This is a genomic window from Arthrobacter sp. FX8 (assembly GCF_026723805.1).
Lineage (GTDB): Bacteria > Actinomycetota > Actinomycetes > Actinomycetales > Micrococcaceae > Arthrobacter.
In genome coordinates, this window is record NZ_CP113505.1 from 2,851,726 (window position 1) to 2,874,989 (window position 23,264).

The window sequence follows — 23,264 nt, forward strand, 5'->3', positions numbered from 1 at the left end:
GCTGGTGTCGTCCTGTGTAGGCGATTCAGTTGCCGTGGGCGAATCAGTCGCCGCAGGAGTCGTCGGGTCAGCCGTCCCGGAGTCGGTGGGCGTTGGGGTGCCTTCACTCTGTGTAGGGTCGGCGGAACCGCCTGCCTGCGGGGTGTCGGAAGCGGGCGTGGGAACCACCGTAACGGCCTCGGGAGCAACGCCTGACCCGCCCGTTGTCCCCCGGAGCCGGCAAGCGCATCGGGGGCTGCCGCCGCTGCGACGACAGGTCCGTCGGCAATCGCGCTGCTTCCAGCCGCCGGCCCGTCGTTGCCTGCCGCCTGCCCGCCGGGGGCGTGGCAGATGCTTCCAGTCCGGTCCCTGGAGCAAGGGGTTTCCTGGCGCTGGCCTCGATGCCCGCGAGTGGTTGGGCCACCGCGGCCGGGGTTGCTGACTCCCCTGCACCGGCGGCGTCCGAACCGCCGGCATCGGTGCCGGCGGAGCCTCCCGTGGTACTGGCACCGGCCTGCGGCACGAACATGGCAGTCAGGCTTCCGAAACCGTCCGGGCTTTGCGCGGCCGTTGCCGTGAGGACCGTCAGGACCGCAGCAGCCGCGGCCACGGCGGTCACGCGGACGGTGGGCTTCGGCGCGTGCGCGCCCCGCGCCCCGCGCCGGGCACCGCGGACGGCGACTGGCCCTGCCGGGGCGCCTGCCGCCGTCGTATATTTCCGCGACCAACTGGGCCTGCCTGGGCCGGTTGGAGCGGGCGGCACGTCGGAGGGTACGACGGCGGCCGGCGCCTCCCGGGCGTCCGCTTCAGTTTCTGCCGGGTCAGCTGCTGCCGCCACTGCGGCCGTGTGGGCGAGGACGGCTGCCACTGCCGCCCCCAGGCAGATGGAGGACTTGGGATCGGCATCCACAGCGATAGGCCGGTCCAGCTCCTCCGACACCACCTGGGCCACCAGGGGGATCCGGGACGATCCCCCGATCAACAGCACCGTGGACAAGTCTGCCGGTACCAGGTGGAGCTGGGCCAGGGAGTGCTCCAGCGCCTCCACTGTTTCCCGTACGGGCTCTTCGATCAGCGCCTCGAATTCTGAACGGACCAGCCGGATCTGCTGCTGGATGCCGGGCAGGAGCACCGGAATGGTGGATTCGCTGTCCGCGGAGAGTGCTTCCTTGGCCTCGACGCATTCGCGGCGGAGCCGGGTGAGGGCCCCCAGCACCGCCGGGTCGCCAGTGTCCAGATCGTCCAGGGCGTTCCCGGTGTGCGCAGCCACGTACCGGAACACTGCGGCATCAAAGTCGGCGCCGCCCAGGTCCTCGATGCCCTCCGGGTGCCCCAGGAGCTCAAAGCGGCTGCTGCCGCACTTCCTCAGCACGGCGGTGTCGAACGTGCCGCCGCCGAGGTCGTACACGGCGATGGTGCTGCCTTCCTCCACGCGCACCTGGGAGGCGTAATGCAGGGCTGCGGCCTCGGGTTCGGGAAGGAGCGTGACGTTCTCCAGGCCATGCGCGGCGAGGGCGTCGCGGACGACGGAAAGCCGGTGGTTGCCCCAGGCTGCGGGGTGGGTCAGGAAAATGGCCGACGCCGGGCCCCCTCACGCTCGGTGGCCCGGTCCGCCACCCAGCGGGCAACGGTGGCATAGACGTCCTCCGGCCGCAGGACCAGGGTGCCCAGGACGAAGGGTACGTCGTCGCCAATCCGGCGCTTGAATTCCCGGACCACGCGTTCCGGCGAGTCCAGTCCTCGGCGTTCTGCCGCCTCCCCCACCAGGACCGCGCCTTCCTCCGGGTAGTACACCACGGAGGGCACAGACGCTCCACGCGTGCCCAGGGGCAGGCATTCGGGCACGGCGTTGGGACCTTGGTTAAAGCGCACAACGGCAGCTGCCGTGAAACTGGTCCCGACGTCAACGGCGAGAGCGTAGCTCATTGGGGTACCTCGAAAGGCTGGTGGTCCACCTGCAAGCTTCATCACAGGGAACGTCACCAACGTAGCATTTCCGAAGGACCGGGGAACACCCCTGTTGCTACATCGAATGGTTATTTATCGGACCGTTGCCGTCTCTCGACTGCGCCCCCGGTTTTAGGACCCGGAAACCCCCGTTTTAGGGGCCGAAAGGCCCTTGTTTAAAGGCCGGAGTAGGAGTGGAGTCCGTTAAAGAACTGGTTGACGATGGTGAAGTTGAAGATCACGCAAAGGTAGCCCACGATCGACAGCCAGGCGGCCCGTGTTCCGGTCCAGCCGCGGGTGGCCCGGGCGTGCAGGTAGCCGGCGTAGACAACCCAGATCACGAAGGTCCAGACCTCCTTGGTGTCCCACCCCCAGAACCGGCCCCAGGCCTTTTCCGCCCAGATGGCACCGAACATGAGGGTGAAGGTCCAGCCGATGAAGGCGATGGCGTTGATGCGGTAGGACAGGTTTTCCAGGCTCAGCGCGGAGGGCACCAGACGCATGAAGCCGAGCTTGTCGGCACCGCCGGCGGCCACGGTCTTCTGCCGGTGGGTCTGCACCAGCTGCAGTGCGGACATCGCGAAGGTCAGGGTGAACAGCGCCGAGGAGAGCACGGCGATGGAAACGTGGATGACCAGCCAGTAGCTCTGCAGGGCGGGAACCAGGTGTCCCACGGGGGTCCAGAACGCCACCGAGGCAGCCACCAGCATGATGATCACCAGGCCCACCACGAAGGTGCCCAGGAAGCGGAGGTCGCGGCGGATCAGCGAGAGCAGGAACACGGCCGCCACCAGGAAGGCGCCGGTGGTGAGGAATTCGTACATGTTGCCCCACGGCACCCGGCCTGCGCCCAGGGCCCTGGTGACCACGCCGGCGCCGTGGATGACGACAGCAAGGGTGGTCACGGCCACCGCAACACGCGCCGGAACCCGGCGCTCGGCGGCGTACTTCATGTCGCCGTCGGCAGTCATGAAGCCTCCGGTTCCTGCACCGCTGGCTTTGGCGGCGGACGACGACGGGCGCTCGGCCCGTCCGGCCGGCCCGTCCAGTCGGGCCTCAACACCGCGGGATCCTTCGCGCGCCCCTGCTCCGGCAGCAACGCCGGCGGTTACGGGGACCTTGGCGGCAGCACCGGCCTGCGCGGCCCTGAGGTCCACAGCGCGCAGCGCCTTGCTGCTCTTGGCCAGGTCCCAGGCGAAGGCGATGAAGGCCACCGTGTAGGTACCCGCCGCCAGCAGCATGAAGAGTTCGCTGTACTGGCCCATGGTTTCATTGATTCCAAATGGCATTACTGGTCCTTTTCGGGCCCGGTGGGGCCTGCTGGGGTGGTGACGGAGCCTGCGGCATTAGCGGCGGAGCCTGCGGCATTAGCGGCGGAGCCTGCGACATTATCGCCCCGCCGGCTGGGAGTTTGCTGGGACTGGCCCGTGTCTTCGGTGTCTTCCGGCAACTGCCACTCGGCGGAGAACAGTTTCCGGAGCGCTGCCGCCTCGCCCGCGAGGCGGTGGTCCTCGCCGCGGGCCAGGAGTCCGTATTCCACCATGGTGCGGCCGTCCGCGGCGGTGCCCGTCCGTACCCAGACGCGCCGGCGGTTGACGTAGAGCGAGAGGATCAGGCCGGCCACGGCCAGCAAAGCGAAGACCAGGGCGTAGACCTGCCCGGGGTTGTGGTGGATGTCCACGCCGATGTACCGCTTCACGCCGTCGAAACTGATGGTGCCCTTGCCGTCCGGCAGTGTGAAGGTGGAGCCGGGTGCCAGCGTGATGCCGCCGGCCGCGAGGTTCCTGGCGTTGAGCGGCGTCAGGTTCTTGACATCCAGTTCGAAGACGTTCTGCGGGGCACCGGTGTTCAGGCCCAGGTCCCCGTAGTAGGAGTTCAGGGTCAGCTGGGGGTTGAACAGTTCGGGGTCGGCACTGAACGAAACGTTCTTGTCCGTCACGAACGCGGTGGGGAGGAAGAAGCCCACGAACCCCAGCTGGTCCGGCTGGGCGTCCGGAACCTTGATCACCACGGACGAGTAGTAGTTATCGCCCTGCAGCTTGGCCACCACCGGGCCCTGCATGGCCACGTTGCCGGCGCCGTCCCGTACGGTCACCACCGGTGCGTAGCCGTTGCCGGTGAGGTAGATGCTGGTGCCGCCCAGGGTCACGGGATCGTTGACCTTCAGGATTTCCTGCTTGGCTGGAGCGTCCGGGTTTTCCTTGGTGGTCACCGTGGCGGCGAAGTCGATGGGCTGGCCGAACTTGCCCTTGGATTCGCGGTCGAACGTGATGTTGAACTTGTCCAGCTGGAGCGAGTACGGCTGCAGCTGGCTGGACTGGAAGTTGGTGCCCGGGTTGAACTGGTCGTAGCCCACCAGGGTGTTCACGAACGTGTCGCCTTCCACCAGGATGCGCTGGCCGCTGTAGCCGAACAGGCCGCCTGCGGCCACGGCCACCAGCACGCCGATGAGCGAGGTGTGGAAGACGAGGTTGCCCACTTCCTTCAGGAAGCCGCGCTCGGCCCCCAGGGACGGGCGGTTGCCGTCGGCGTCCCTGACCTCCACCCGGTAGCCGCGCTTCCGCAGCAGTCCGGCCGCACTGTTGATGGCCTCCGACGCCGGGATGCCGGTGCGGGCGGGAATCACCAGGGTGCCGTATTCCGGCAGCCGGGACAGGCGCTGCGGCGTCCGTGGCGGCTGGGAGCGCATGGCCTTGTAGTGGGCGATGGCACGCGGCACCACGCAGCCGATCAGCGAGATGAACAGCAGGAGGTAGATCGCCGAGAACCAGGCCGAGGAGTAGACGTCATAGAGCTGCAGGGAGTCCAGCAGCTTGCCGTAGTCCGGATGGTCCTTGATGTACTGGGTCACTACGGCCGGGTTGGCGGGCCGCTGCGGGAACAGGGATCCGGGGACGGCGGCGACGGCGAGGAGCAGCAGCAGGAACAGCGCGGTGCGCATGCTGGTCAGCTGGGTCCAGGCCCACCGCAGCATGCCCTTGGGGCCCAGGGCCGGAAGGGCGGCCTGGGCTTTTGCCTCCGCTACGGGGGCGGATTGCTTCTTCTTTACGTTCACACGCTCGCTCATCAGATCGGCAACTTCACGTCGGTTTGGAACCAGTACTGCAGCCCGGTCACCCAGGCTCCCCATACGCCGGTGGCCATCAGCAGGCCCAGCACCACCAGGATTCCGCCGCCGGTCCGCTGGATGGCAACGCGGTGCTTGCGGAAGAACGCCATGACGCCCATTCCGCGGCGCAGGGCCAGCGCGATCAACAGGAACGGAATGCCCAGTCCCAGGCTGTAGACGAATGCCAGGAAGGCGCCCTTGGCGGCCGAGGAGCCGCCGGAAAGGCTGAGGAGCTGCACGGCCGAGTAGGTGGGGCCGATGCACGGCGCCCAGCCCAGGCCGAAGGTCAGGCCCAGCAGCGGTGCTCCCCAGAGCCCGGCGGGCGGCTTGGCGTGGATCTTGGCGTCCCGCTGGAGCCAGCTGAAGCCGCCCATGAAGACAATGCCCATGATGATCACCAGGACCCCCAGGAGCTGGGTGATCCAGGCATTCTGGCTGCCGGTAATGAGGGTGCCCAACTGACCGAATGCGCCGCCCAGCAGGACGAAGATCACCGAGAAGCCCAGGACGAAGAGCCCGATCCCGGCCAGCATCCGGCCGCGCTTCTGCTTTTGCAGGTCCACGCCGCTCAGGCCCGTGACGTAACCCAGGTAGCCAGGAACCAGGGGAAGGACGCAGGGGGAAAGGAAGGAGACCAGTCCGGCAAGCAGTGCCACCGGAATGGCCAGCAGGATGGAGCCGCTGAGGATGGCTTCGGCGAAGGGGCTGTTCATGCTCCCGGCCCGCCCTACTCGGCCACGGCGGCGGTGATGAGGGCTTTCAGGGTGCCCTTCTCGATCTCGCCGAGGACGCGCGAGGCCACCCGTCCCTGCTTGTCCAGGACCAGGGTGGTGGGCACGGCGCCGGGCGGTACCAGGCCGGACACGGACAGCAGGACGCTTCCGTCCTTGTCGTCAAAGCTCGGGTAGGTCAGGTTGAAGGTCTTTTCGAACGCCTCCGCCGTGGGTTTCTCGTCCCGGAGGTTGACGCCGAAGAACTGCACGCCCTGGTCCTTGAACTCCTGGTGCAGCGCTTCCAGGAGGGGAGCTTCCACGCGGCACGGCGCGCAGGCGGCGAACCAGAAATTCAGGACGCTCACCTTGCCCTGGAAGTCGGCCGGGGTTACCGCAGTGCCGTTGAAAAGCGCACCCTGGATCTGCACGGCTTCCTTGCGGTCCCCGGCGGCGAACTCTGTCACGGAGCCGTCGCCGGCCACATAGTTCTTGTTGTCCCCTGCCTTGGCCTGCTTGGCCAGCGCATCCTCCTGGGCACAGCCGGAGAGGCCCAGGGTCAGTGCGGTCAGGGCCATGCCGCCGGCGGCGAGCATGCTGCGGCGGGAGGGGAGGTTGTTGTTGCTCACTTCTAGGCTCCAGGGGTGCTGGCGGCACCGGGAAGAAGGGACGCCGCGGGTTCGCTGTACTCGACCCGCAAAAGCGAGCCGTCGTCGTCGAACACCAGGGACGTGACGGACGTCAGGGTGCACTCGCGCTTGCGTGGGTCGTGCCACAGGGGCCGGCCTTCGGCGCTGAGCCGGGCAGCCCAGATCGGCAGTTGGTGGCTCACCAGGATCGCCTCGGGGCCGTGGGCACCGAAGTCGCCGGCAGCAAGTTCGATGGCCCGCAGCCGGGCGTCCTGCGCCGCGGCCGCCACCCTCGCGGCCTGCTCCTTGTACGGTTCGCCCCAGGAGGGGCGCAGCGGGTTGACCAGGTGCGGCCAGTGCCTGGGCCGGCGGAGTTCGGCCTTGGTGACCTTCATGCCCTCAAAGTAGTTTTCCGCTTCGATGATCCGCTCGTCGGTGTGGACCTGCAGCTGCAGGGCTTCCGACGTCGGCCGCGCCGTTTCCTGCGCGCGGTCCAGTGGGGAGGCGGCCAGGTAGGTGATGCGGGCGCCGCGTTCGGCGCGCTGCCGGAAGTATTCGGCTAGCGTCCGGGCCATCTCCTGCCCCAGTTCGGAGAGGTGGAATTCGGGAAGCCGCCCATAGAGAACGCCCTCGGGGTTATGGACCTCGCCGTGGCGGAGCAGATGGACAGTGGCTTGGGGCATGTTTACCAGTTTCTCAAAGATGGCGTGCGATCCGAAATCTCGGGCCGCTCCTTCTACAAAGAGTAGAACTTAAGTTCTTGAAGAAATGTTCCGTGGACGGGAACAAAACATGCAAATGCATGTTTATACTGGATGCAGCAAGTTAGTTGAGGCTTCAACAGATGAAGGTTCAACGGCAGGACCTCAGTACATACACCTTTACAAGGAGCAACATCATGGCACTTCCCGCAGACGTCACCACCGGCACCTGGACCCTGGACAACTCCCACAGCGAGATCGGCTTCACTGTCCGGCACGCCGGCATCAGCAAGGTCCGCGGCCAGTTCAAAGAGGCCGCCGCCACGCTGGACCTGGGCCAGGATGTGGCTGAGTCCAGGATCAACGCCACCATCCAGACCGCCAGCTTCGACTCCGGCGACGCCAACCGCGACGGCCACGTCAAGGGCGAGGACTTCTTCGATGTGGAGAAGTTCCCCGAGATCTCCTTCGTATCCAACGGCCTGGTGGCCAAGGGCAACAGCTACGAGCTCACCGGCGACCTGACCATCAAGGGTGTCACCCGCCCGGTGACCCTGGAAACCGAATTCAACGGTGTTGCCGTTGATCCGTTCGGCAACACCCGCGCCGGCGTCTCCGCCGAGACCACCATCAGCCGCAAGGACTTCGGCCTCACCTGGAACGCCGTCCTGGAAGCCGGCGGCGTGCTGGTCAGCGACAAGGTTGCCATCAACCTCGAACTCGCCTTCATCGCGCCCGCAGCGTAGTTCCGCCCGCCAGGGCACAACCCCGGCACCAGGCCTCCCCGGCCTGGCGCCGGGGTTCCCTGTTCAACGGCAACCACCTGCGCCAATACCCGCTGAATCACCCACAACGCCGCCCGCCGGGGGTACGGTGGACTTAAGCCATGCTGGGGGAAGGCAGAGGACTGATTCCCGGCAGCCTACCCGGATCCCGACCTGCAGAAGGAACGCCATGAGTACTCCTCCCGTCCCGCCCCCGTCGCCCCAAGACCCCAGCAACGACCAGCCGGGGCATGAACAGGCCGGCAGCCCCCAGTCCGGAGACCAGCAGCAGCCCCGCTACGGGCAGAATGCGCCGCAGTATGGCCGGAACGCCCCGCAATTTGGGCAGAACGCGCCCCAGTACGGCCAGAACCAGCCGCCGGCAGCGCCGCAGTACGGCCAAAATCAGCCCCAGTACGGCCAGAATGCGCCGCAGGCCCCGGGCTACGGCCAGAACCCGCCGCAGTATGGCGCCCAGTTCGGGCAGAATGCACCCCAGTACGGCCAGCCGCCCTACGGGCAGTCCCCCTACGGCCAGTACCCGTCGGAGCAGCCGCAGCCGGCCGGAGGCAACGGCGTCCCGCAGCTGGTGAACATCTCGTTCTGGCTGTTGATCGCGTCGGCAGTGATCTTCGTGATCTCCCTGCTGACCGGGCTGACGCAGCTGGATGATCCGGTGTTCCGGCGGACATTCGAGGACCAGATGGCGGCCGGAGGCGCCAGTGGAGTCACCTATGACGACATTAAGGGGGTCATCGCCGGCACCCTGGTGGTGTTCGCGATCATTGGCGTGGCCCTCTACCTGCTGGTGGCCTTCTTCGTCCGAAAGGGCAAGAACTGGGCCCGCATCCTGGGAACGGTCTTCGCTGCACTGTCCGTCTTCGGACTCTTTGGTCCCCCCAGCTTTGCCACCATCGGAACGCTCCTGGGAATTGCGGCCATCGTGCTGCTCTACCTTCCGGCAGCCGCCCCGTACTTCCGGAAGCAGCAGCCTTTCGCCAACCCCTATTCGGGCGGCTTCGGCAACCCGTACGGGCGGTAGCCACTCCGCCCGCTGACACTGCACGCGGCCCGGGATGCATCATTCGCATCCCGGGCCACCTGCTTTAACGGGTCCGCCAAGACTTGGGCCGGGGGAAACTTCCAGGGAAACCCTAGGCCGTCTGCCCGGGCGTCTGGGCCCGCTGGGCGTGGTAGGCCAGGATCTGGAGTTCAGTGGCCATGTCCACCTTGCGAAGATTGACCCCTTCGGGAACCTGCAGCATCACGGGTGCAAAGCTCAGCACGCTGCGCACGCCTGCCGCCACCACACGGTCGCAAACGCCCTGCGCGACGGCCGCGGGAAGGGCCAGGACCACCATGTTGGCCCCGGTGCGGTGCAGGACGGTCTCCAGGTCTGCCACGTCGCTGACGCGCAGCCATCCCACCTCGTTGCCCACCACCATCTGGTCGGCGTCGAAGATGGCCACCACATCGAACCCGCGCGACTCAAAGCCGCCGTAGCGTGCCAGCGCCTTGCCCAAGTTGCCGGCGCCCACAATGGCCACTTTCCAGTCGTGGGTCAGTCCGAGCGCGGCGGCGATGTGGCGGCTGAGGTACTGCACCTCATAACCGACGCCCCTGGTGCCATAGGACCCCACATGGGAGAGGTCCTTGCGGAGGGTTGAAGAACTGACGCCGGAGGCTTCTGCCAGGGATTCGGAGGAAACGCGCTCCACGCCCTCGGACAGCAATGTGTTCAGGGCACGGAGGTAGATGGTGAGCCGGGCCACGGCGGCAGGAGGTATCTGCTTGGTCAATGCGCCCGTGGCATCCGGAAGGTCCGGGACAGACTGGGGCGAAGAACCCAGGGATGTCACCCGCACCTCCCTTGCGTCGCGTTGTGAGTCCACTCTAGGTCCCTGCCGCTCATGCCTTCAAAACCAGGACCATCAGAAACTGCCGCCACTGCCCTACCGGCCCATGGCGCGCTGCAGCACGCGTGCCAGCCGGACCTCGTCGATCTTCCAGAAGTCGCGCTGCACGCCGTCCACCAGGACCACCGGGATCTCTTCGGCGTAGCGCTCCCGCAGTTCAGGCTGGTTGTCCACCAGCTCTTCGCTCCAGGTAAGGCCCAATGAGGCAGTGACCCGGCCGACGGCGTCGCGCGCCTCCTCACAAAGGTGGCAGTCAGCTTTGGTGACCAGGACGACGCGGGGTGTAGCCATGGCTTAACGGTATCGCCGTTCCCGGCGTGAGGCTGACGCCGACGGCGGCGGGCCAGTGGATTGACTAGACTCAACTCCATGCCCCAGGAGAAATACGTCGCCGTAGTCACACGGCCGGTTGCTGCGCCGCAGCCCGGCGAGGCGGCGTTCTTCGATGTGGACAACACCCTGATGCGGGGTGCCAGCCTGTTCCATGTGGCCCGCAAGATGCACCAGCGGGGAGCCTTCACCCTGAGGCAGGCGGCGGGTATGGCCTGGAAGCAGTTCAAGTTTGTGGCCCGCGGCGAGAACATGGACGATGTCCATGCCGTCCGGGACTCGGCCCTGACCCTGGCCGTAGGCATCAGTGTGGATGACATCAAGGCGCTGGGCGAAGAAGTCTATGACGAGATGATCGCGTCCCGGATCTGGCCCGGCACCAAAGCGCTGGCGCAACAGCACCTGAGGGTGGGCCGCCGCGTCTGGCTGGTGACAGCCACCCCCATCGAAGTGGCCACCGTAATCTCCACCCGGCTGGGACTGACCGGAGCCCTGGGGACCGTGGGGGAGGTCTCGGACGGCCTGTACACCGGGCGGCTGGTGGGAGACATCCTGCACGGCTCGGCCAAGGCCGTGGCCGTGCAGGCCATCGCCGATGATGAGGGCCTGGACCTCAAGCGCTGCTGGGCCTACAGCGACTCCTACAACGACGTCCCGCTGCTGTCGCTGGTGGGCCATCCGGTGGCCATAAATCCGGACGCCAGGCTGCGACGCCACGCCCGCGACCGCAACTGGCCGGTTTACGATTTCCGCGCAGGCCGCCGTGCCGCGACATTGGGACTCAAGGCGGCCACCTTCGGCGGGGCCATCTACGGCCTCTGGAAGGGCTTCGCCCGCATCCGCGGCCCGCGGGCATAATTCTTACCTCTTGCCGGGTTAAACGAAATGCCCGCCGCCTTGGAAGGCGACGGGCATTTCCACGCTGCTTGAAGTATCGCTACTTCTTGTTGCGGCGCTGGTGACGGGTCTTGCGAAGCAGCTTGCGGTGCTTCTTCTTGGCCATACGCTTGCGACGCTTCTTAATAACTGAACCCACGAAAGTTCCTTACAAACTAGATGCAGTACCTGTCTGATGGAGAATGTCCGTGGACAAAGCTACGAACTGAACAACTGACAGATTCTTACAATGACGTAAAACGTTCCTTAACAGGGTACCGCTTATCGGGAGCCGCTCAGGACAGGCAGTCTCAGGCGGTTTCGGTGTGGCCTTCCACGACAGCACCCCTGAGGTACTGTTCGACGGCGTTTTCGGGGACCCGGTAGGAGCGGCCGAAGCGCACCGCCGGCATTTCGCCGGAGTGGACCAGCCGGTAAACAGTCATTTTGGAGACCCGCATGACCTCGGCTACTTCAGCCACGGTCAGGAACTTCGCGTTGGAGAAGTTCTGTTCTGCCGACATTTCCCTATTTTCCTTTGCTGACGGATGGACAACAGTGACCCCAGGTACGTGCCAATGCGGTGTTACGATGCTGAGCCATCCACCAACCACCTAAAAAGATACTCTAGATGTTCATGTGGCAGATGTGAAAGTAGTGCTTCCCCTATTTCAGCCCCTAATCTGACTGCCGCCGCTTCCGTGCCGATGCCGCCAGCTGCTCAAGGACGGACGCGGAAACGTCCCAGTCCATGCACGCATCCGTGACGCTTTGCCCGTACACCAGCTCCGCGCGTCCGGCCGCGTGCTCGGCAACATCCAGGTTTTGCGCGCCGCCCACCAGGAAGCTTTCCAGCATCACGCCGGCCACGGCCCGCGCGGCAGCCCCGCCCTGCTCCAGCTGGGCGCCAATCTCCAGGGCCACCTCAGCCTGCCGGTGGTGGCTCTTGCCGCTGTTGGCATGGCTGGCATCCACGATCAGCCGCGGGTTCAGCCCCTTGCCTGCCAGTTCACCGGAGGCGCGTTCCACATCGGCCGCTGAGTAGTTGGGTCCCTTGCGGCCGCCGCGCAGGATCACGTGGGTGTCCGGGTTTCCAGCCGTTGCCACCAGCGCAGCCCGGCCGTCGCCGTCGATCCCCAGGAAGGCCTGCGCCGCCGCCGCGGCACCGCATGCATCGATGGCCACCTGGAGGCCGCCGTCGGTCCCGTTCTTGAAGCCGATGGGCATGGAGAGGCCGGAGGCAAGCTGGCGGTGGATCTGGCTCTCGGTGGTGCGGGCACCGATGGCACCCCATGAGATCAGGTCCGCCATGTACTGGGGGCTGATCGGTTCGAGGAACTCCGTTGCCGTGGGGAGGCCCAGCGCGGTGACCTGCTGCAGGAACAGCCGGGCGGTGCGGAGGCCGGTGACCATGTCATGGGTGCCGTCCAGCCGTGGATCGTTGATCAGGCCCTTCCAGCCCACGGTAGTGCGCGGCTTTTCGAAGTACGTCCGCATGACGATCAGCAGGTCTTCCTTGTGCTTCTCCGCCTGGCTGACCAGCCGGCGGGCGTATTCCAGCCCTGCCTTGGGGTCGTGGATGGAGCAGGGACCCACGATGACCAGCAGGCGGTCGTCCACGCCGTCCATGATGGCGCGCACTTCATCGCGGCCGCGTTCGACGACGGCAGCGGCCCGGGCGTCCAGCGGCAGTTCCGCGAGAAGGTCGGAAGGAGTGGGCAGCGGAGTGAACTCGCTGACGCGCAGGTTGGACGTGGACTTAGTGTCGCTGGCGCGCTGGTTTGAGGTGGTTTGTGCCGGTGCTGTTGCGGTGCTCATGTTCGGGTCCTGTTCCAGATGGGAAGCGGGCCCGGATTTCAGAACCCGCCGGAGAAACGGCGAAGGGCAGAGAATAATCTCTGCCCTGTTGGCTCTGAAGGAATGCTGGATGCGTGTCAGTTAGACGCGGGCCCCTCCAGAGCCAACGAAAAATACGCATACCAACGGTTAGTCATGGAAAAGACCATAAACCCGGGCCGCCGCGGGAGCAAAATCGGCTTCCGTCACATTCCATCCCGGGCTTGTTCGCGGATCCGGACGCACAAGGTGCGGATCCGCGAACAAGCTTAGGCTTTACCGGCCCGCTGCCCGGGCTCAGCCGAGGAGTTTGCGGAGGTACTGGAGCTGCCGGATCCAGTGATGTTCCTGGCCGCCTTCATGGTTGTTGAACCGGTACACCTCGATCTCCTTGTCCGCCCCGCTGGCGGAGGAGGCGCCCGATCCGGAACCGTAGGCGTTGAAGCTGGCGAAAACGGTGGACGGCGGGCAGATGTCGTCCATCAGCGCCGCGGAGTACAGTGCCGGGGCGGTGGCGCGGCCGGCCAGGTTGACGCCGTCGAAGTAGTTGAGGACGGCAAGGGTGGACTCATAGCGGTCCCGGTGGCGTGCCAGGAACTGGGCAATCTCCGGGTACGGCCCGCGCGGGGTGATGTCGATGGCGCGGGGAAAGTCCTGGAGGAAGGGGACGTCGGGCAGCGCGGCGATGACGCCGTCGAGCCGTCCCGCGGTAAGCCCTGCCGTGGCCACCACCAGGCCGCCGCCCTGGCTGACTCCGGCCAGCACCACCTTGGACGGATCGACCGCGGGGTGGGCCTGGGCCGCCTCCACCGCCCGGAAAGCATCCACGTAGACCCGGCGGTAGTAGTAGTCCTCCCGGGCCGCGATGCCCCGGGTCATCAGGCCTGCGTGCGCCACATCCCCCGCCGAGGGGTGGGGATCCGCGGTGTGGCCCAGGGTGCCGCCGTACCCCTGGCCGCGGGTGTCCATGATGAAGTGCGCGTACCCGGCCTGCGCCCAGCGCGTGTCCTGGTTGACCAGGCCGCGGCCACCGGAATAGCCGATGTAGTTCACCACCACCGGTAGCCGGGCCCCCTCGTCCCGGTTGGCAGGAAGGTGCAGCCAACCCTTGACCGGTGCCCCGCCGAAGCCGGCGAACGTGACGTCGAAGGTGTCGATCAGCGTCAGGTAGTTCTCCACCGGCTCAAACGCGGGGTTCAACGGGAAGGCACGGGCCTCCGCCAGGGTGGCATCCCAGAACGCATCCAGGTCTTCCGGCGGGGTGACGTCGGAGGTGTAGCTGCGGAGCTGGGCCAGGGGTAGGTCGAAGAGGGGCATCGTTGTCCGTCCTGCTTTCGGTTGTTGGCGCCCCAGCGGGACGCTCCTCTATTTCTAGCGCACGATGACGGCATCCCGCTGCCTGGGCCTGTGGACACCCAGGAGTTCAATTCCTGGCGGCGTTCAGTGTCAGCTCCTGGGGTTCGTACCGTCGAAGGTCCGTTCCGGCGGCGATGGTTCCGCGCAGGAGTGGCAGGCCCCCGGTGGCAGCCCCGGCGGCGCGGGCCTGGATGAGCACGTTTCCCAGGGCGGTGGCTTCGACCGGACCGGCGATGACCGGGCGGCCGGTGGCGTTGGCGGTGAGCTGGCAGAGCAGGGTGTTCTGCGAGCCGCCGCCCACCACGTGCACCACGTCCACCTCACGGCCTGCCAGGCGTTCGGCCGTGGTGATGGTCCTGGCATAAGCAGCTGCGAGGCTGTCCATGATGCAGCGGGTGATCGCCGCGGGCTCGTTGGGCAGGACGTCCCCGGTTCGCCGGACTGCTGCCCGGATGCGCTCGGGCATATCGCCCGGGGCGATGAAGTAGGGGTCGTCGGCGTTGACCTGGGGACCGCCGGCAGGCAGGGCTGCGGCAGCGGAGAGCAGCGCGGCCAGGTCAGGCTGGAAACCCTCGCCCGCCCAGGTCCGCTGGCACTCGCTCAGGAGCCAGAGTCCGCCCACGTTGCGCAGGTAGCGGATGGTGCCGTCCACGCCGCGTTCGTTGGTGAAGTTCGCTTCCCGGCTGGCCTCGGTCAGGACGGGCTGCTGCAGCTCCAGCCCCACCAGGGACCAGGTGCCGGAGGAGATGTAGGCAAAGTTTTCGCCCTGCGCTGGGACTGCGGCGACGGCGGACGCAGTGTCGTGCGAACCTACCGCCACCACCGTGGTTTCACGCGGCAGTCCCAGGGCCGCGGCGATGTCCGGCAGGAGGTACCCGTAGGGTTCCCCGGGCTGGATCAGCGGCGGGAACAGGTCCTTCCGCAGCCCGAGGGCGGTGAAGAAATCGGTGGCCCACTCCCCCGCGACGGCATCGAACAGCCCTGTGGTGGAGGCGTTGGTGGCCTCGGTCCGGCGCACCCCGGTGAGCAGGAACGCGATCAGGTCCGGGATCAACAGGGCCTTCAGCCCGGCCAGGTTACGCTCGGCGGCCAGCTGGTAGATGGTGTTGAACTGGAGGAACTGCAGCCCGGTGGTCCGGTAGAGCCGTGCAGGGTCCAGCTTGGCGTGCACCGGCGCGACGGCGGCCCTGCTCCGGTCATCGCGGTAGCTGAAGGGCTGTGCCACCAGCTCGCCGGCCTTGTTCACCAGGCCGTAATCCACGGCCCACGTGTCGATGCCGATGCTGGCAATTGTTTCGCCCTGCGCCGCCGCCGCCGTAGCCGCGGCGCGGAGGCCCGCAAGGACCTCCGCGAACAGGGCGTCGAAGTCCCAGCGGAGGCCGCCGTCGAGCTCCACTACACCGTTGGGGAACCGGTGGACGGTCTCCAGCGATACCCCCGAGTCCGGGGAGACCCGGCCCAGCATGACCCGCCCGGAGGAGGCACCGATGTCGACGGCGGCAATCACAGCCGCACTCATCGGAGGAAGGCTGCGGCTACTCCGGCGTCCACGGGGATGTGCAGGCCGGTGGTGTGGGACAGTTCGTTGCTGGTGAGGACGGCGGCCGCGTTGGCTACGTGCTCGGGCAGGACTTCACGTTTGAGCAGTGTGCGCTGGGCGTAGTATTCGCCCAGTTTCTCCTCGTCAACGCCATAGACCGCTGCGCGCTTGGCGCCCCAGCCGCCGGCGAAGATGCCGGAGCCGCGGACCACGCCGTCGGGGTTGATGCCGTTGACGCGGATGCCGTGCTCCCCCAGTTCGGCCGCGAGGAGCCGGACCTGGTGGGCCTGGTCTGCTTTGGTGGCGGAGTAGGCGATGTTGTTGGGGCCGGCGAACACGGAGTTCTTGGAGGAGATGTAGATGATGTCCCCGCCCAGGCCCTGGGCGATCATCACCCTGGCGGCGGCCTTGGCCACCAGGAAGGAGCCCTTGGCCATGACGTTGTGCTGCAGGTCCCAGTCTTTTTCGGTGGTTTCCAGCAGCGGCTTGGAGATGGACAGTCCGGCGTTGTTGACTACCAGGTCCACGCCGCCGAAGGCCAGCACGGCGGCGTCGATCGCCGCGGCGACCTGGGCTTCGTCGGTGACGTCGGCCTGGACGCCGACCGCGACATCCGGGCCGCCGAGTTCCTCAGCGACCTTCTGCGCGTTCTCCAGGTTCAGGTCGGCGATGACCACGCACGCGCCTTCCGCGGCGAGGCGCTTGGCGATGGCCTTGCCGATCCCGGATGCCGCGCCGGTCACCAGCGCAATGCGGGTGGCGTGCGACTTGGGCTTGGGCATCCGGGCCAACTTGGCTTCCTCCAGCGCCCAGTATTCGATCCGGAACTTCTCGGATTCCTCGATGGGTGCGTAGGTGGAGATGGCCTCGGCGCCGCGCATGACGTTGATGGCATTGATGTAGAACTCGCCGGCAACCCGGGCGGTCTGTTTGTTGGCACCGAAGGAGAACATCCCCACGCCGGGCACGAGCACGATGGCCGGGTCGGCGCCGCGCAGCGCCGGCGAATCGGCATCCGCGTGGCGGTCGTAGTAGGCCTGGTAGTCCTCGCGGTAGCCGGCGTGGAGCTCCTGCAGCCGGGCAATCGAATCCTCAATGGAGGCGTCGGCCGGAAGGTCCAGGATCAGCGGCTTGACCTTGGTGCGCAGGAAGTGGTCCGGGCAGGAGGTGCCCAGGGCGCCCAGGCGCGGGTGCTCGGCGGCTTCGAGGAAGTCCAGGACGACGGCGTCGTCACTGAAGTGCCCCAGCTGCGGCTTGTCCGTGGAGGCCAGGCCGCGGATCACAGGCGCCAGGGCTGCGGCCTTGGCGCGGCGCTCAGCTTCTGGCAAGGCCGCATATCCGGGCAGCTTGGCGCCGAAGGGCTCGGCCGTGCCGTTCTCTGCGATGTACTTTTCGGCCTGTTCGATGATCCACAAGGAATTGGCTTCCGCTTCTTCGCTGGTAGCGCCCCAGGCGGTGATGCCGTGGCCGCCCAGGATGGTGCCGATGGCCTGCGGGTTGGCGTCCTTGATGGCGGCGATGTCCAAGCCCAGCTGGAATCCGGGACGGCGCCAGGGAACCCAGACCACCTTGTTGCCGAAGATCTTGGTGGTCAGTGCTTCCCCGTCAACGGCGGTGGCAATGGCGATGCCGGAGTCCGGGTGCAGGTGATCCACATGCGCGGCGTCCACCAAACCATGCATCGCCGTATCGATCGACGGAGCGGCGCCGCCCTTGCCGTGCAGGCAATAATCGAAAGCCGCCACCATCTCGTCTTCACGCTCAACACCCGGGTACACGTTCTTCAGGGCGGTCAACCGGTCCAACCGGAGCACCGCCAGGTTCTGTGCCTTCAGCGTGCCCAGGTCACCACCGGAACCCTTGACCCACAAAAGCTGTACATCCTCGCCCGTGACCGGGTCCTTCTCCGTGCCCTTGGCGGAGGTGTTGCCACCGGCGAAGTTGGTGTTCCGTTTGTCCGCACCCAGGCGGTTGGAACGGGAAATCAGGTCTTCAACAGTCTTGTTGCTCATGGCTGGTTATGCGCCCCATCCGGCTTGCTGGCCGCCAAGGCGGTCCTCGTTGATCTGTTTCTGGTAGCCGCTGGCCTTGAAGGCAGCGATCGGGTCCGCGGGCAGGCCGCGGGATTCACGCCACTCGGCAAGGACCGGGCGGACGTCGGTGTAGAACGCATCGTTGAAGATGCCGTTGGCGGCCAGCACATCGCCGGCGCGCTGCGCCTCGGCCAGCGCCGCGGTGTCCACCAGCAGGGCGCGGGCGGTCATTTCCTGGACGTTCAGGACGGAACGGATCTGGCCAGGAATCTTCTCCTCCAGGTTGTGGCACTGGTCCAGCATGAGGGCCACACCGGAATCCTTGCCGAAGCCGCCACCGCGGATCACCTCGCACATGATGCGGAAGAGCTGGAACGGGTCCGCAGCACCCACGATCAGGTCGTCGTCGGCATAGAAGCGCGAGTTGAAGTCGAAGGAACCCAGCTTGCCCAGGCGCAGCAGCTGCATCACGATGAACTCGATGTTGGTGCCCGGCGCGTGGTGGCCGGTGTCGAGGCAGACAAACGCCTTCTCACCCAGGGCCAGGGTCTGGGCGTAGGAAGTGCCCCAGTCCGGAACATCGGTGTGGTAGAAAGCCGGCTCAAAGAACTTGTACTCCAGTACCAGCCGCTGCCCATCCCCCAGGGCCGCGTAGATTTCCTGCAGGGACTCGGCCAGCCGGTCCTGGCGGCCGCGCATGTCGTCCTGGCCCGGGTAGTTGGTGCCGTCCGCCAGCCAGATCTTCAAGTCCTTCGAACCCGTGGCGTGCATGATGTCGATGCAGTCCAGGTGGTGGTCAATGGCCCGGCGGCGGACCGACTCGTTGGAGGAGGTCAGTGAACCGAATTTGTACTCATCATCCTGAAAGGTGTTGGAGTTGATGGTGCCCAGCCCCACCCCCAGTCCGGCGGCGTAATCCTTCAGTGCGGAGTAGTCGTCCACCTTGTCCCACGGGATATGCAGGGCCACGGTGGGAGCCAGCCCGGTCAACTCGTGGACCTTCGCGGCGTCGGCCAGCTTTTCCTGGACCGTCCGCGGCGTACCGGGTGTGCCAAACACCTTGAACCGCGTGCCTGAATTTCCATAAGCCCACGATGGGACCTCGATGGCAAGCTCCCCGAGCCTGCCCAGCGCCTTTGCTACGTCATTCATGATGGTTCTTTCCGGTGTCTGAGCGTCTGTCTGATGCGTTGTGGATGGGTGCCCCGCTGCTGGAGCCGTGCTGGTGGTGGTGCCCGACGGATTCGACGGCGGGCTGCCTGCTTCAGCCCGTCAGCCCGCCGAGGGCTGTGCGGCCAACTGGCTGTCAAGGTTGAAAACTTCTTCCAGGACCTGGAACCCTTCGTCGGGCGCCTGGCCGGAATCTGCAAAGAGGGTTGCCATTTCCGCCTGCCAACGGGCGTTGACTTCGGTCAGGGCCATGCGGGCGCGGACGGCGTCAAAGTCGTCGCACTCCACGTAGCCCACCAGGAGGCCGTCCTCCGCCAGGAAGAGGGAGTAGTTATGCCATCCCGCTTCCTTGAGCGCATGCAGCATCTCCGGCCACACCGCGGCGTGCCGGCGACGGTATTCATCGATCAGCGCCGGCTGCACCGAGGAACGGAAGCACACCCTCATTGGGACTCCTTTTTCAAACGTTGATCTTTGAATCGTTTCATTAATACGATTCAAAGTACTCTTGGACTTGAGCAGCTGTCAAGCAATGACAGGAACTTTTGATCTCCCGCACGGAACCTCCTGCAGCGGGCAAGTCAGCACGGAGAATCGATGAACCGCACAGCCAGTATCAAGGACGTGGCCAACCATGCAAGCGTGGCCGTGGGGACGGTGTCGAACGTCCTGAATTATCCGGACCGGGTGTCGGCACGGACCAAGGAACGGGTCCTGCGCGCCATCGATGAACTTGGCTTTGTCCGAAACGACGCCGCCCGGCAACTCCGCGCGGGCCACAGCCGCACCATCGGACTCATTGTCCTGGACGTCGGCAACCCCTTCTTCACCTCCGTGGTCCGCGCCGCCGAGGACGCTGCCGCACTGCAGGGAAGCGCCGTCCTGCTGGGCGACAGCGGCCACAACGCCGGCCGGGAGGCCAATTACATCGACCTCTTCCAGGAGCAGCGTGTCCAGGGCCTGTTGATTTCGCCGGTGGGGGACATCACGGAGCGGCTGGACCTCCTCCGCGAGCGCGGGGTGCCCACGGTACTGGTGGACCGGCTGGCTGACGAATCAAAGTTCAGTTCAGTCGCAGTGGATGACGACGCCGGCGGGTACCTCGCAGCCCGGCACCTGCTGGACACCGGCCGCCGCCGGCTCGCCTTCGTTGGCGGCCCCACCTCCATCCGGCAGGTGGCGGACCGCCTCCAGGGTGCCCGGCGGGCCGTGAAAGAGGAACCGGACGCCACGCTGGAGGTGCTGGATTCAAAGGGGCAGACGGTCCTTGCGGGACGCAGCGTGGGCGACATGCTGGTGCAGCGCGGCCGGGCGGACCTGCCGGACGGGATCTTCTGCGCCAACGATCTTCTGGCCCTGGGTGTCATGCAGTCACTGACCATGACGCATACGTTCCGCATTCCTGAGGACGTAGCCTTGATCGGCTACGACGACATCGATTTTGCCGTCTCCGCCGTGGTGCCGCTCTCCTCCATCCGCCAGCCCACCGAGCTGCTGGGCCGGACAGCCATCGAGCTGCTGGCCGAGGAAGTGGAGTCCCAGAACCCCGTCCACCGGTCAGTGGTCTTCACGCCTGAGCTTGTCATCCGGCAGAGCACGGCACCGACCGCCGGCTGACAACCCCACCGGCCAGGCTAGTTTCCGCCCTGCTGCAGCCACTTCATGGACTCATCCCGCGAAGTGAAAAAGCGGGTGGGGCAGGGTGGAATATGGACTCCCAGGAAGAAGTTGGCGATGATCCGGTCCACCGGACTTGCCCCGAGCAGCGCGATGCGGTTGGCCGCACATGGAATGGAGAAGACCGACCGCGCATCCCTGCTGACGGCCTCCGTGGTGGCCATATCCACCAGCATGGGGTAGCTGCCATCCCCGGCTATCCGGTTCACCGTCGCCATGGCCGCCTGCGCATCCTGGAGTTCTATCCGGACACGAGGTTCCCAAATGAGATGGATGATGCCATCGGTGCGCAATTCCACGGTGCCCTTGCCACCGTCGACCGTTACGGGCTCCATGACGCCGCCTCCCTCCAGTGGGCAGTTGCTGAACCCCTCTATCTTGCCCCACGCATGGACAGCCAGGCGCGCGCCACTCCCCGGACCACGGGCCTGCCCTCCGACGGGCTTGACTGATCAGCATGCTTACTAATAGGTTGGTCGACGTGCCCGTGGCCTGGATCACCAGTCAAACGCCACGTGTCGCGGCCCGTCGAGGCTGCATTTGAAATGAACTGCATTTGAAATAAACAGTTCCGCCGGGGTTCTCCATGGGGGCGGAGCCTCGGAGGATTCATTGCGCCGCCACCCGGCGCTGAAAGGATTTACCGAAAATGCGAACCAAGGTCTCAGCTTCAATCACCGCTCTCGCCCTCTCCGGCGCCATGCTCTTTGGCATGGCAGGCCCGGCCACGGCAGCAGCACCCGCGGCTCCTTCTGCCGCCTCCCAGTCATCAAAGGTTGCCGGCGTTACGGGCACCATCAACCAGACCATCGAGGGCGTAGGCAGCTTTGCGGGCTCCTTCACTCCCACCGGCTTCGATGCCCAGGACGGCCAGCTCATGGTGACCGGCCTGGTGCAGGGCACCTTCACCGACCTCGCCGGCAAGGCCACCCAGGTGAGCCAGACGGTAACCACAACCGCCGCTGCTGCACCCACCACCATGGCCGGCGGCGGCGGTGGCGGCTGCGACGTGGTGAACCTTGTCCTCGGCCCGCTTCACCTCGATGTCCTGGGACTCAACGTCGACCTGAACCAGGTGGTATTGGACATCGTGGCGCAGTCCGGCGCAGGCAAGCTGGTGGGCAACCTCCTGTGCGCCATCACCGGACTCCTGGACGGCGGGACCGGCCTGAGCGGCCTGGCCAACCTGCTCAACCGGGTCCTGGGACTGTAGTCTGCCAGCACTCCAACAACCAGGTATTGCCAGGAGCGGGCGGCCCTTCGAGGCCGTCCGCTTTTGCGCTGTCCCCCCAAGTTTTGCGCTGTCCCTAAAGCCTCTCCACCACCAGGTTCCGGTAGGCAGCCCGGAGCGGAGCCATCTGCCGGAACCCGATCCGGCCGCCGCCAAGCACCCTTCCCGAGGGATCGTCCCACTCAAAGAGGAGCAGGCCGTTGATGGAGAATGCCACCCGGGGCCCGTCCTTCACCACCTCCAGCCGGTAGAAGCCGGCGGCATCCTCCGCGGGCGGCAACGGGTCCGCACCCTGCGCCACCAGCTCAAATCCCGCGCTCTTGCGCAGGTTGCAGGTACGGAAGGCACGCTCGGACGGGTGCTTGTGCCGGAAGTAGGAGACGTGCAGGGTGTTGATGTCGCCGGAGTGGTACTGGGGATAGAAGCCCGTCCGGGGCGCAAGGGCCGGGCTGAACAGGTCCAGCCCGGCCTGTCCTGTGGCTGCAAGGAACAGCATGGCCAAGCCGGGCTCCGCGAGCGGCCGGAAGTCCCAGCTGATGCGGATGCCGTCCGGGAAGTCCCGGGGGCACCAGACCGTCCAATGCGCGTGGTCGCCGAACTCCTGGTCGTCCAGTGCGCCGGACAGCTCCAGGGCTCCTTCATGGCTCCCCATCCGCAGCGGCCCTTCCGCCACCCAACCGGCCACGTCATCCGGTCCTGCCAGCGGGTTGCTGTAGAGGATGCCCGTCTCCAAGCCCGTCGTGCCCACCTAGCCGCGTCCCGCCGTCGTACTTAACTCTTTGGTGCCGGCCGCGCCGTATCCCAGCGAACCAAGCTGCCGGGCCACTTCCCCCGCCACCAACGCAGCCCCGGACTGGGAAAAATGGGTGTTGTCCGCCAGGCCGGCAGGCCAATGTGCGTGCTCCCCGGGCCCGAAGTGGCAAAAGAGCTCCCGGGATCTGTCCGGCCCCAGCCGGCGGTACAGGCGCCGGGTCCAGGCATTCAGGTCCACGACGGGGACCGCCAGCTCCAGGCCGAGTTCGCGGACCACCTCCGGATAGTCCTCCAGGCTTTCCGCCAGGACAGCGTCCGACGACGGCGCGTCCAGGAAGTGCCGCCGCTCCACGGAGGTGCACAGCACCGCAGCCGCGCCCCGGTCCCGGACCTCCCCCACCATGGCGCGCAGGTTGGCCGCGTAGCCGGTCCGGGCGGCCAGGTGCTGCTTCTTCTGGTCGTTGTGGCCGAACTGGATGAGCACCGCGTCGCCTTCACCGGCCTCCGCCAGCAGCGCCGCCCACAGCCCGTCATCGCGGAAGGACTCCGTGCTGGCCCCGCCCTTGGCGAAGTTGTGGACCGCTCCCCACCTGTACGTGAGCGGAGGCAGGTGTGCACCCCAGCCGCTCATGGGGAACTCATGGGTGGGACAGTTGGCCACGGTGGAATCTCCGGCCAGCAGGATCTTCATGGTGTCTTTCCTCAAC

General features: G+C 66.4%; 26 protein-coding genes. 6 read left to right on the forward strand and 20 right to left on the reverse strand.

Features of this window, described 5'->3' with window-relative positions:
• Positions 1–103 precede the first annotated feature (103 nt).
• The 7 genes from OUO20_RS13290 to OUO20_RS13320 all read right to left on the reverse strand — a co-directional run bounded on the left by OUO20_RS13290 (position 104) and on the right by OUO20_RS13320 (position 7,057).
• Complete coding sequence (locus OUO20_RS13290; protein ID WP_326498095.1) at positions 104–1,552, reverse strand: Hsp70 family protein; 1,449 nt, start codon at positions 1,550–1,552, stop codon at positions 104–106.
• A complete protein-coding gene (locus OUO20_RS13295; protein ID WP_268001923.1) occupies positions 1,543–1,905 on the reverse strand; it encodes an Hsp70 family protein in 363 nt (120 codons plus the stop codon). Before OUO20_RS13295 ends, OUO20_RS13290 begins: the two co-directional genes overlap by 10 nt.
• Positions 1,906–2,102: 197 nt before the next feature.
• Entirely contained in the window at positions 2,103–3,215 is a 1,113-nt protein-coding gene (gene ccsB, locus OUO20_RS13300) for a c-type cytochrome biogenesis protein CcsB (protein ID WP_018768891.1), read from the reverse strand.
• Positions 3,215–4,993 (reverse strand): cytochrome c biogenesis protein ResB, encoded by a 1,779-nt coding sequence (gene resB, locus OUO20_RS13305; protein ID WP_018768892.1) that lies wholly within the window; start codon positions 4,991–4,993, stop codon positions 3,215–3,217. Before resB ends, ccsB begins: the two co-directional genes overlap by 1 nt.
• Complete coding sequence (locus tag OUO20_RS13310; protein WP_268001924.1) at positions 4,993–5,748, reverse strand: cytochrome c biogenesis CcdA family protein; 756 nt, start codon at positions 5,746–5,748, stop codon at positions 4,993–4,995. The genes resB and OUO20_RS13310 overlap by 1 nt, the downstream gene beginning before the upstream one ends.
• Positions 5,749–5,762: 14 nt before the next feature.
• Positions 5,763–6,341 (reverse strand): TlpA family protein disulfide reductase, encoded by a 579-nt coding sequence (locus tag OUO20_RS13315; RefSeq protein WP_056393113.1) that lies wholly within the window; start codon positions 6,339–6,341, stop codon positions 5,763–5,765.
• Positions 6,342–6,376: 35 nt separating this feature from the next.
• Positions 6,377–7,057, reverse strand: a complete 681-nt coding sequence (locus OUO20_RS13320; RefSeq protein ID WP_026265708.1) for a histidine phosphatase family protein — start codon at positions 7,055–7,057, stop codon at positions 6,377–6,379.
• Between the two features lie 215 nt (positions 7,058–7,272).
• Here OUO20_RS13320 and OUO20_RS13325 point away from each other — a divergent pair, with 215 nt between their 5' ends.
• Positions 7,273–7,821, forward strand: a complete 549-nt coding sequence (locus OUO20_RS13325) for a YceI family protein (RefSeq protein WP_018768897.1) — start codon at positions 7,273–7,275, stop codon at positions 7,819–7,821.
• Positions 7,822–8,029: 208 nt separating this feature from the next.
• Positions 8,030–8,881, forward strand: a complete 852-nt coding sequence (locus tag OUO20_RS13330; RefSeq protein WP_268001925.1) for a hypothetical protein — start codon at positions 8,030–8,032, stop codon at positions 8,879–8,881.
• Positions 8,882–8,993: 112 nt separating this feature from the next.
• Here OUO20_RS13330 and OUO20_RS13335 read toward each other — a convergent pair whose 3' ends face one another.
• Both OUO20_RS13335 and OUO20_RS13340 read right to left on the reverse strand, forming a co-directional pair.
• The gene (locus OUO20_RS13335; RefSeq protein ID WP_018768899.1) at positions 8,994–9,698 is read right to left on the reverse strand and encodes a redox-sensing transcriptional repressor Rex; all 705 of its coding nucleotides are present in this window, start codon (positions 9,696–9,698) and stop codon (positions 8,994–8,996) included.
• Positions 9,699–9,791: 93 nt separating this feature from the next.
• Positions 9,792–10,046, reverse strand: a complete 255-nt coding sequence (locus tag OUO20_RS13340) for a glutaredoxin family protein (RefSeq protein ID WP_018768900.1) — start codon at positions 10,044–10,046, stop codon at positions 9,792–9,794.
• A gap of 78 nt (positions 10,047–10,124) precedes the next feature.
• Between OUO20_RS13340 and OUO20_RS13345 the strand changes: the two genes are divergently transcribed.
• A complete protein-coding gene (locus tag OUO20_RS13345) occupies positions 10,125–10,943 on the forward strand; it encodes an HAD family hydrolase (protein ID WP_018768901.1) in 819 nt (272 codons plus the stop codon).
• 79 nt (positions 10,944–11,022) lie between these two features.
• Here the strand turns inward: OUO20_RS13345 and OUO20_RS13350 are convergent, their stop codons facing one another.
• The 8 genes from OUO20_RS13350 to OUO20_RS13385 all read right to left on the reverse strand — a co-directional run bounded on the left by OUO20_RS13350 (position 11,023) and on the right by OUO20_RS13385 (position 19,343).
• A complete protein-coding gene (locus OUO20_RS13350) occupies positions 11,023–11,121 on the reverse strand; it encodes a 30S ribosomal protein bS22 (RefSeq protein ID WP_003792170.1) in 99 nt (32 codons plus the stop codon).
• A 151-nt stretch (positions 11,122–11,272) separates the two neighbouring features.
• The gene (locus tag OUO20_RS13355; protein ID WP_018768902.1) at positions 11,273–11,485 is read right to left on the reverse strand and encodes a helix-turn-helix domain-containing protein; all 213 of its coding nucleotides are present in this window, start codon (positions 11,483–11,485) and stop codon (positions 11,273–11,275) included.
• A gap of 154 nt (positions 11,486–11,639) precedes the next feature.
• Positions 11,640–12,779 carry a 3-deoxy-7-phosphoheptulonate synthase gene (locus OUO20_RS13360; protein ID WP_018768903.1) on the reverse strand — a complete coding sequence of 380 codons (1,140 nt, stop codon included), beginning with the start codon at positions 12,777–12,779 and terminating at the stop codon, positions 11,640–11,642.
• Positions 12,780–13,094: 315 nt separating this feature from the next.
• Complete coding sequence (locus tag OUO20_RS13365; RefSeq protein WP_056392665.1) at positions 13,095–14,114, reverse strand: acetylxylan esterase; 1,020 nt, start codon at positions 14,112–14,114, stop codon at positions 13,095–13,097.
• Between the two features lie 106 nt (positions 14,115–14,220).
• The gene (locus OUO20_RS13370) at positions 14,221–15,672 is read right to left on the reverse strand and encodes a rhamnulokinase (protein WP_134164114.1); all 1,452 of its coding nucleotides are present in this window, start codon (positions 15,670–15,672) and stop codon (positions 14,221–14,223) included.
• Positions 15,669–17,705, reverse strand: coding sequence for a bifunctional aldolase/short-chain dehydrogenase (locus tag OUO20_RS13375; protein ID WP_134164115.1), 2,037 nt, complete (start codon positions 17,703–17,705; stop codon positions 15,669–15,671). The genes OUO20_RS13370 and OUO20_RS13375 overlap by 4 nt, the downstream gene beginning before the upstream one ends.
• Before the next feature lie 6 nt (positions 17,706–17,711).
• Positions 17,712–18,878 carry an L-rhamnose isomerase gene (rhaI, locus tag OUO20_RS13380; protein WP_144601091.1) on the reverse strand — a complete coding sequence of 389 codons (1,167 nt, stop codon included), beginning with the start codon at positions 18,876–18,878 and terminating at the stop codon, positions 17,712–17,714.
• A 120-nt stretch (positions 18,879–18,998) separates the two neighbouring features.
• Positions 18,999–19,343, reverse strand: a complete 345-nt coding sequence (locus OUO20_RS13385; RefSeq protein ID WP_018768908.1) for an L-rhamnose mutarotase — start codon at positions 19,341–19,343, stop codon at positions 18,999–19,001.
• A gap of 150 nt (positions 19,344–19,493) precedes the next feature.
• Between OUO20_RS13385 and OUO20_RS13390 the strand changes: the two genes are divergently transcribed.
• A complete protein-coding gene (locus tag OUO20_RS13390) occupies positions 19,494–20,513 on the forward strand; it encodes a LacI family DNA-binding transcriptional regulator (RefSeq protein ID WP_223992627.1) in 1,020 nt (339 codons plus the stop codon).
• A gap of 17 nt (positions 20,514–20,530) precedes the next feature.
• On the opposite strand, the gene OUO20_RS13395 is transcribed toward OUO20_RS13390, so the two are convergent.
• Entirely contained in the window at positions 20,531–20,908 is a 378-nt protein-coding gene (locus OUO20_RS13395; RefSeq protein WP_043424831.1) for a DUF7793 family protein, read from the reverse strand.
• Here OUO20_RS13395 and OUO20_RS13400 point away from each other — a divergent pair.
• Both OUO20_RS13400 and OUO20_RS13405 read left to right on the forward strand, forming a co-directional pair.
• Positions 20,843–21,025: a hypothetical protein gene (locus tag OUO20_RS13400; RefSeq protein ID WP_018768911.1), complete on the forward strand. Its 183-nt coding sequence runs from the start codon at positions 20,843–20,845 to the stop codon at positions 21,023–21,025. The two genes, OUO20_RS13395 and OUO20_RS13400, sit on opposite strands and share 66 nt — an antisense overlap.
• Positions 21,026–21,222: 197 nt before the next feature.
• A complete protein-coding gene (locus OUO20_RS13405) occupies positions 21,223–21,786 on the forward strand; it encodes an ABC transporter substrate-binding protein (protein WP_223992628.1) in 564 nt (187 codons plus the stop codon).
• A gap of 94 nt (positions 21,787–21,880) precedes the next feature.
• On the opposite strand, the gene OUO20_RS13410 is transcribed toward OUO20_RS13405, so the two are convergent.
• Positions 21,881–22,552 carry a DUF1961 family protein gene (locus OUO20_RS13410; protein WP_134164117.1) on the reverse strand — a complete coding sequence of 224 codons (672 nt, stop codon included), beginning with the start codon at positions 22,550–22,552 and terminating at the stop codon, positions 21,881–21,883.
• Complete coding sequence (locus OUO20_RS13415; RefSeq protein ID WP_018768914.1) at positions 22,553–23,248, reverse strand: rhamnogalacturonan acetylesterase; 696 nt, start codon at positions 23,246–23,248, stop codon at positions 22,553–22,555.
• Positions 23,249–23,264: the final 16 nt, after the last annotated feature.

Coding starts and splice junctions, on each gene's coding strand:
- OUO20_RS13295 (WP_268001923.1), bottom strand. CDS start 1,905: ATGAGCTACGCTCTCGCCGTTGACGTCGGGACCAGTTTCACGGCAGCT.
- ccsB (WP_018768891.1), bottom strand. CDS start 3,215: ATGCCATTTGGAATCAATGAAACCATGGGCCAGTACAGCGAACTCTTC.
- resB (WP_018768892.1), bottom strand. CDS start 4,993: ATGAGCGAGCGTGTGAACGTAAAGAAGAAGCAATCCGCCCCCGTAGCG.
- OUO20_RS13310 (WP_268001924.1), bottom strand. CDS start 5,748: ATGAACAGCCCCTTCGCCGAAGCCATCCTCAGCGGCTCCATCCTGCTG.
- OUO20_RS13315 (WP_056393113.1), bottom strand. CDS start 6,341: ATGCTCGCCGCCGGCGGCATGGCCCTGACCGCACTGACCCTGGGCCTC.
- OUO20_RS13320 (WP_026265708.1), bottom strand. CDS start 7,057: ATGCCCCAAGCCACTGTCCATCTGCTCCGCCACGGCGAGGTCCATAAC.
- OUO20_RS13325 (WP_018768897.1), top strand. CDS start 7,273: ATGGCACTTCCCGCAGACGTCACCACCGGCACCTGGACCCTGGACAAC.
- OUO20_RS13330 (WP_268001925.1), top strand. CDS start 8,030: ATGAGTACTCCTCCCGTCCCGCCCCCGTCGCCCCAAGACCCCAGCAAC.
- OUO20_RS13340 (WP_018768900.1), bottom strand. CDS start 10,046: ATGGCTACACCCCGCGTCGTCCTGGTCACCAAAGCTGACTGCCACCTT.
- OUO20_RS13345 (WP_018768901.1), top strand. CDS start 10,125: ATGCCCCAGGAGAAATACGTCGCCGTAGTCACACGGCCGGTTGCTGCG.
- OUO20_RS13355 (WP_018768902.1), bottom strand. CDS start 11,485: ATGTCGGCAGAACAGAACTTCTCCAACGCGAAGTTCCTGACCGTGGCT.
- OUO20_RS13360 (WP_018768903.1), bottom strand. CDS start 12,779: ATGAGCACCGCAACAGCACCGGCACAAACCACCTCAAACCAGCGCGCC.
- OUO20_RS13365 (WP_056392665.1), bottom strand. CDS start 14,114: ATGCCCCTCTTCGACCTACCCCTGGCCCAGCTCCGCAGCTACACCTCC.
- OUO20_RS13370 (WP_134164114.1), bottom strand. CDS start 15,672: ATGAGTGCGGCTGTGATTGCCGCCGTCGACATCGGTGCCTCCTCCGGG.
- OUO20_RS13375 (WP_134164115.1), bottom strand. CDS start 17,705: ATGAGCAACAAGACTGTTGAAGACCTGATTTCCCGTTCCAACCGCCTG.
- rhaI (WP_144601091.1), bottom strand. CDS start 18,878: ATGAATGACGTAGCAAAGGCGCTGGGCAGGCTCGGGGAGCTTGCCATC.
- OUO20_RS13385 (WP_018768908.1), bottom strand. CDS start 19,343: ATGAGGGTGTGCTTCCGTTCCTCGGTGCAGCCGGCGCTGATCGATGAA.
- OUO20_RS13390 (WP_223992627.1), top strand. CDS start 19,494: ATGAACCGCACAGCCAGTATCAAGGACGTGGCCAACCATGCAAGCGTG.
- OUO20_RS13400 (WP_018768911.1), top strand. CDS start 20,843: ATGGATGATGCCATCGGTGCGCAATTCCACGGTGCCCTTGCCACCGTC.
- OUO20_RS13395 (WP_043424831.1), bottom strand. CDS start 20,908: ATGGAGCCCGTAACGGTCGACGGTGGCAAGGGCACCGTGGAATTGCGC.
- OUO20_RS13405 (WP_223992628.1), top strand. CDS start 21,223: ATGCGAACCAAGGTCTCAGCTTCAATCACCGCTCTCGCCCTCTCCGGC.
- OUO20_RS13415 (WP_018768914.1), bottom strand. CDS start 23,248: ATGAAGATCCTGCTGGCCGGAGATTCCACCGTGGCCAACTGTCCCACC.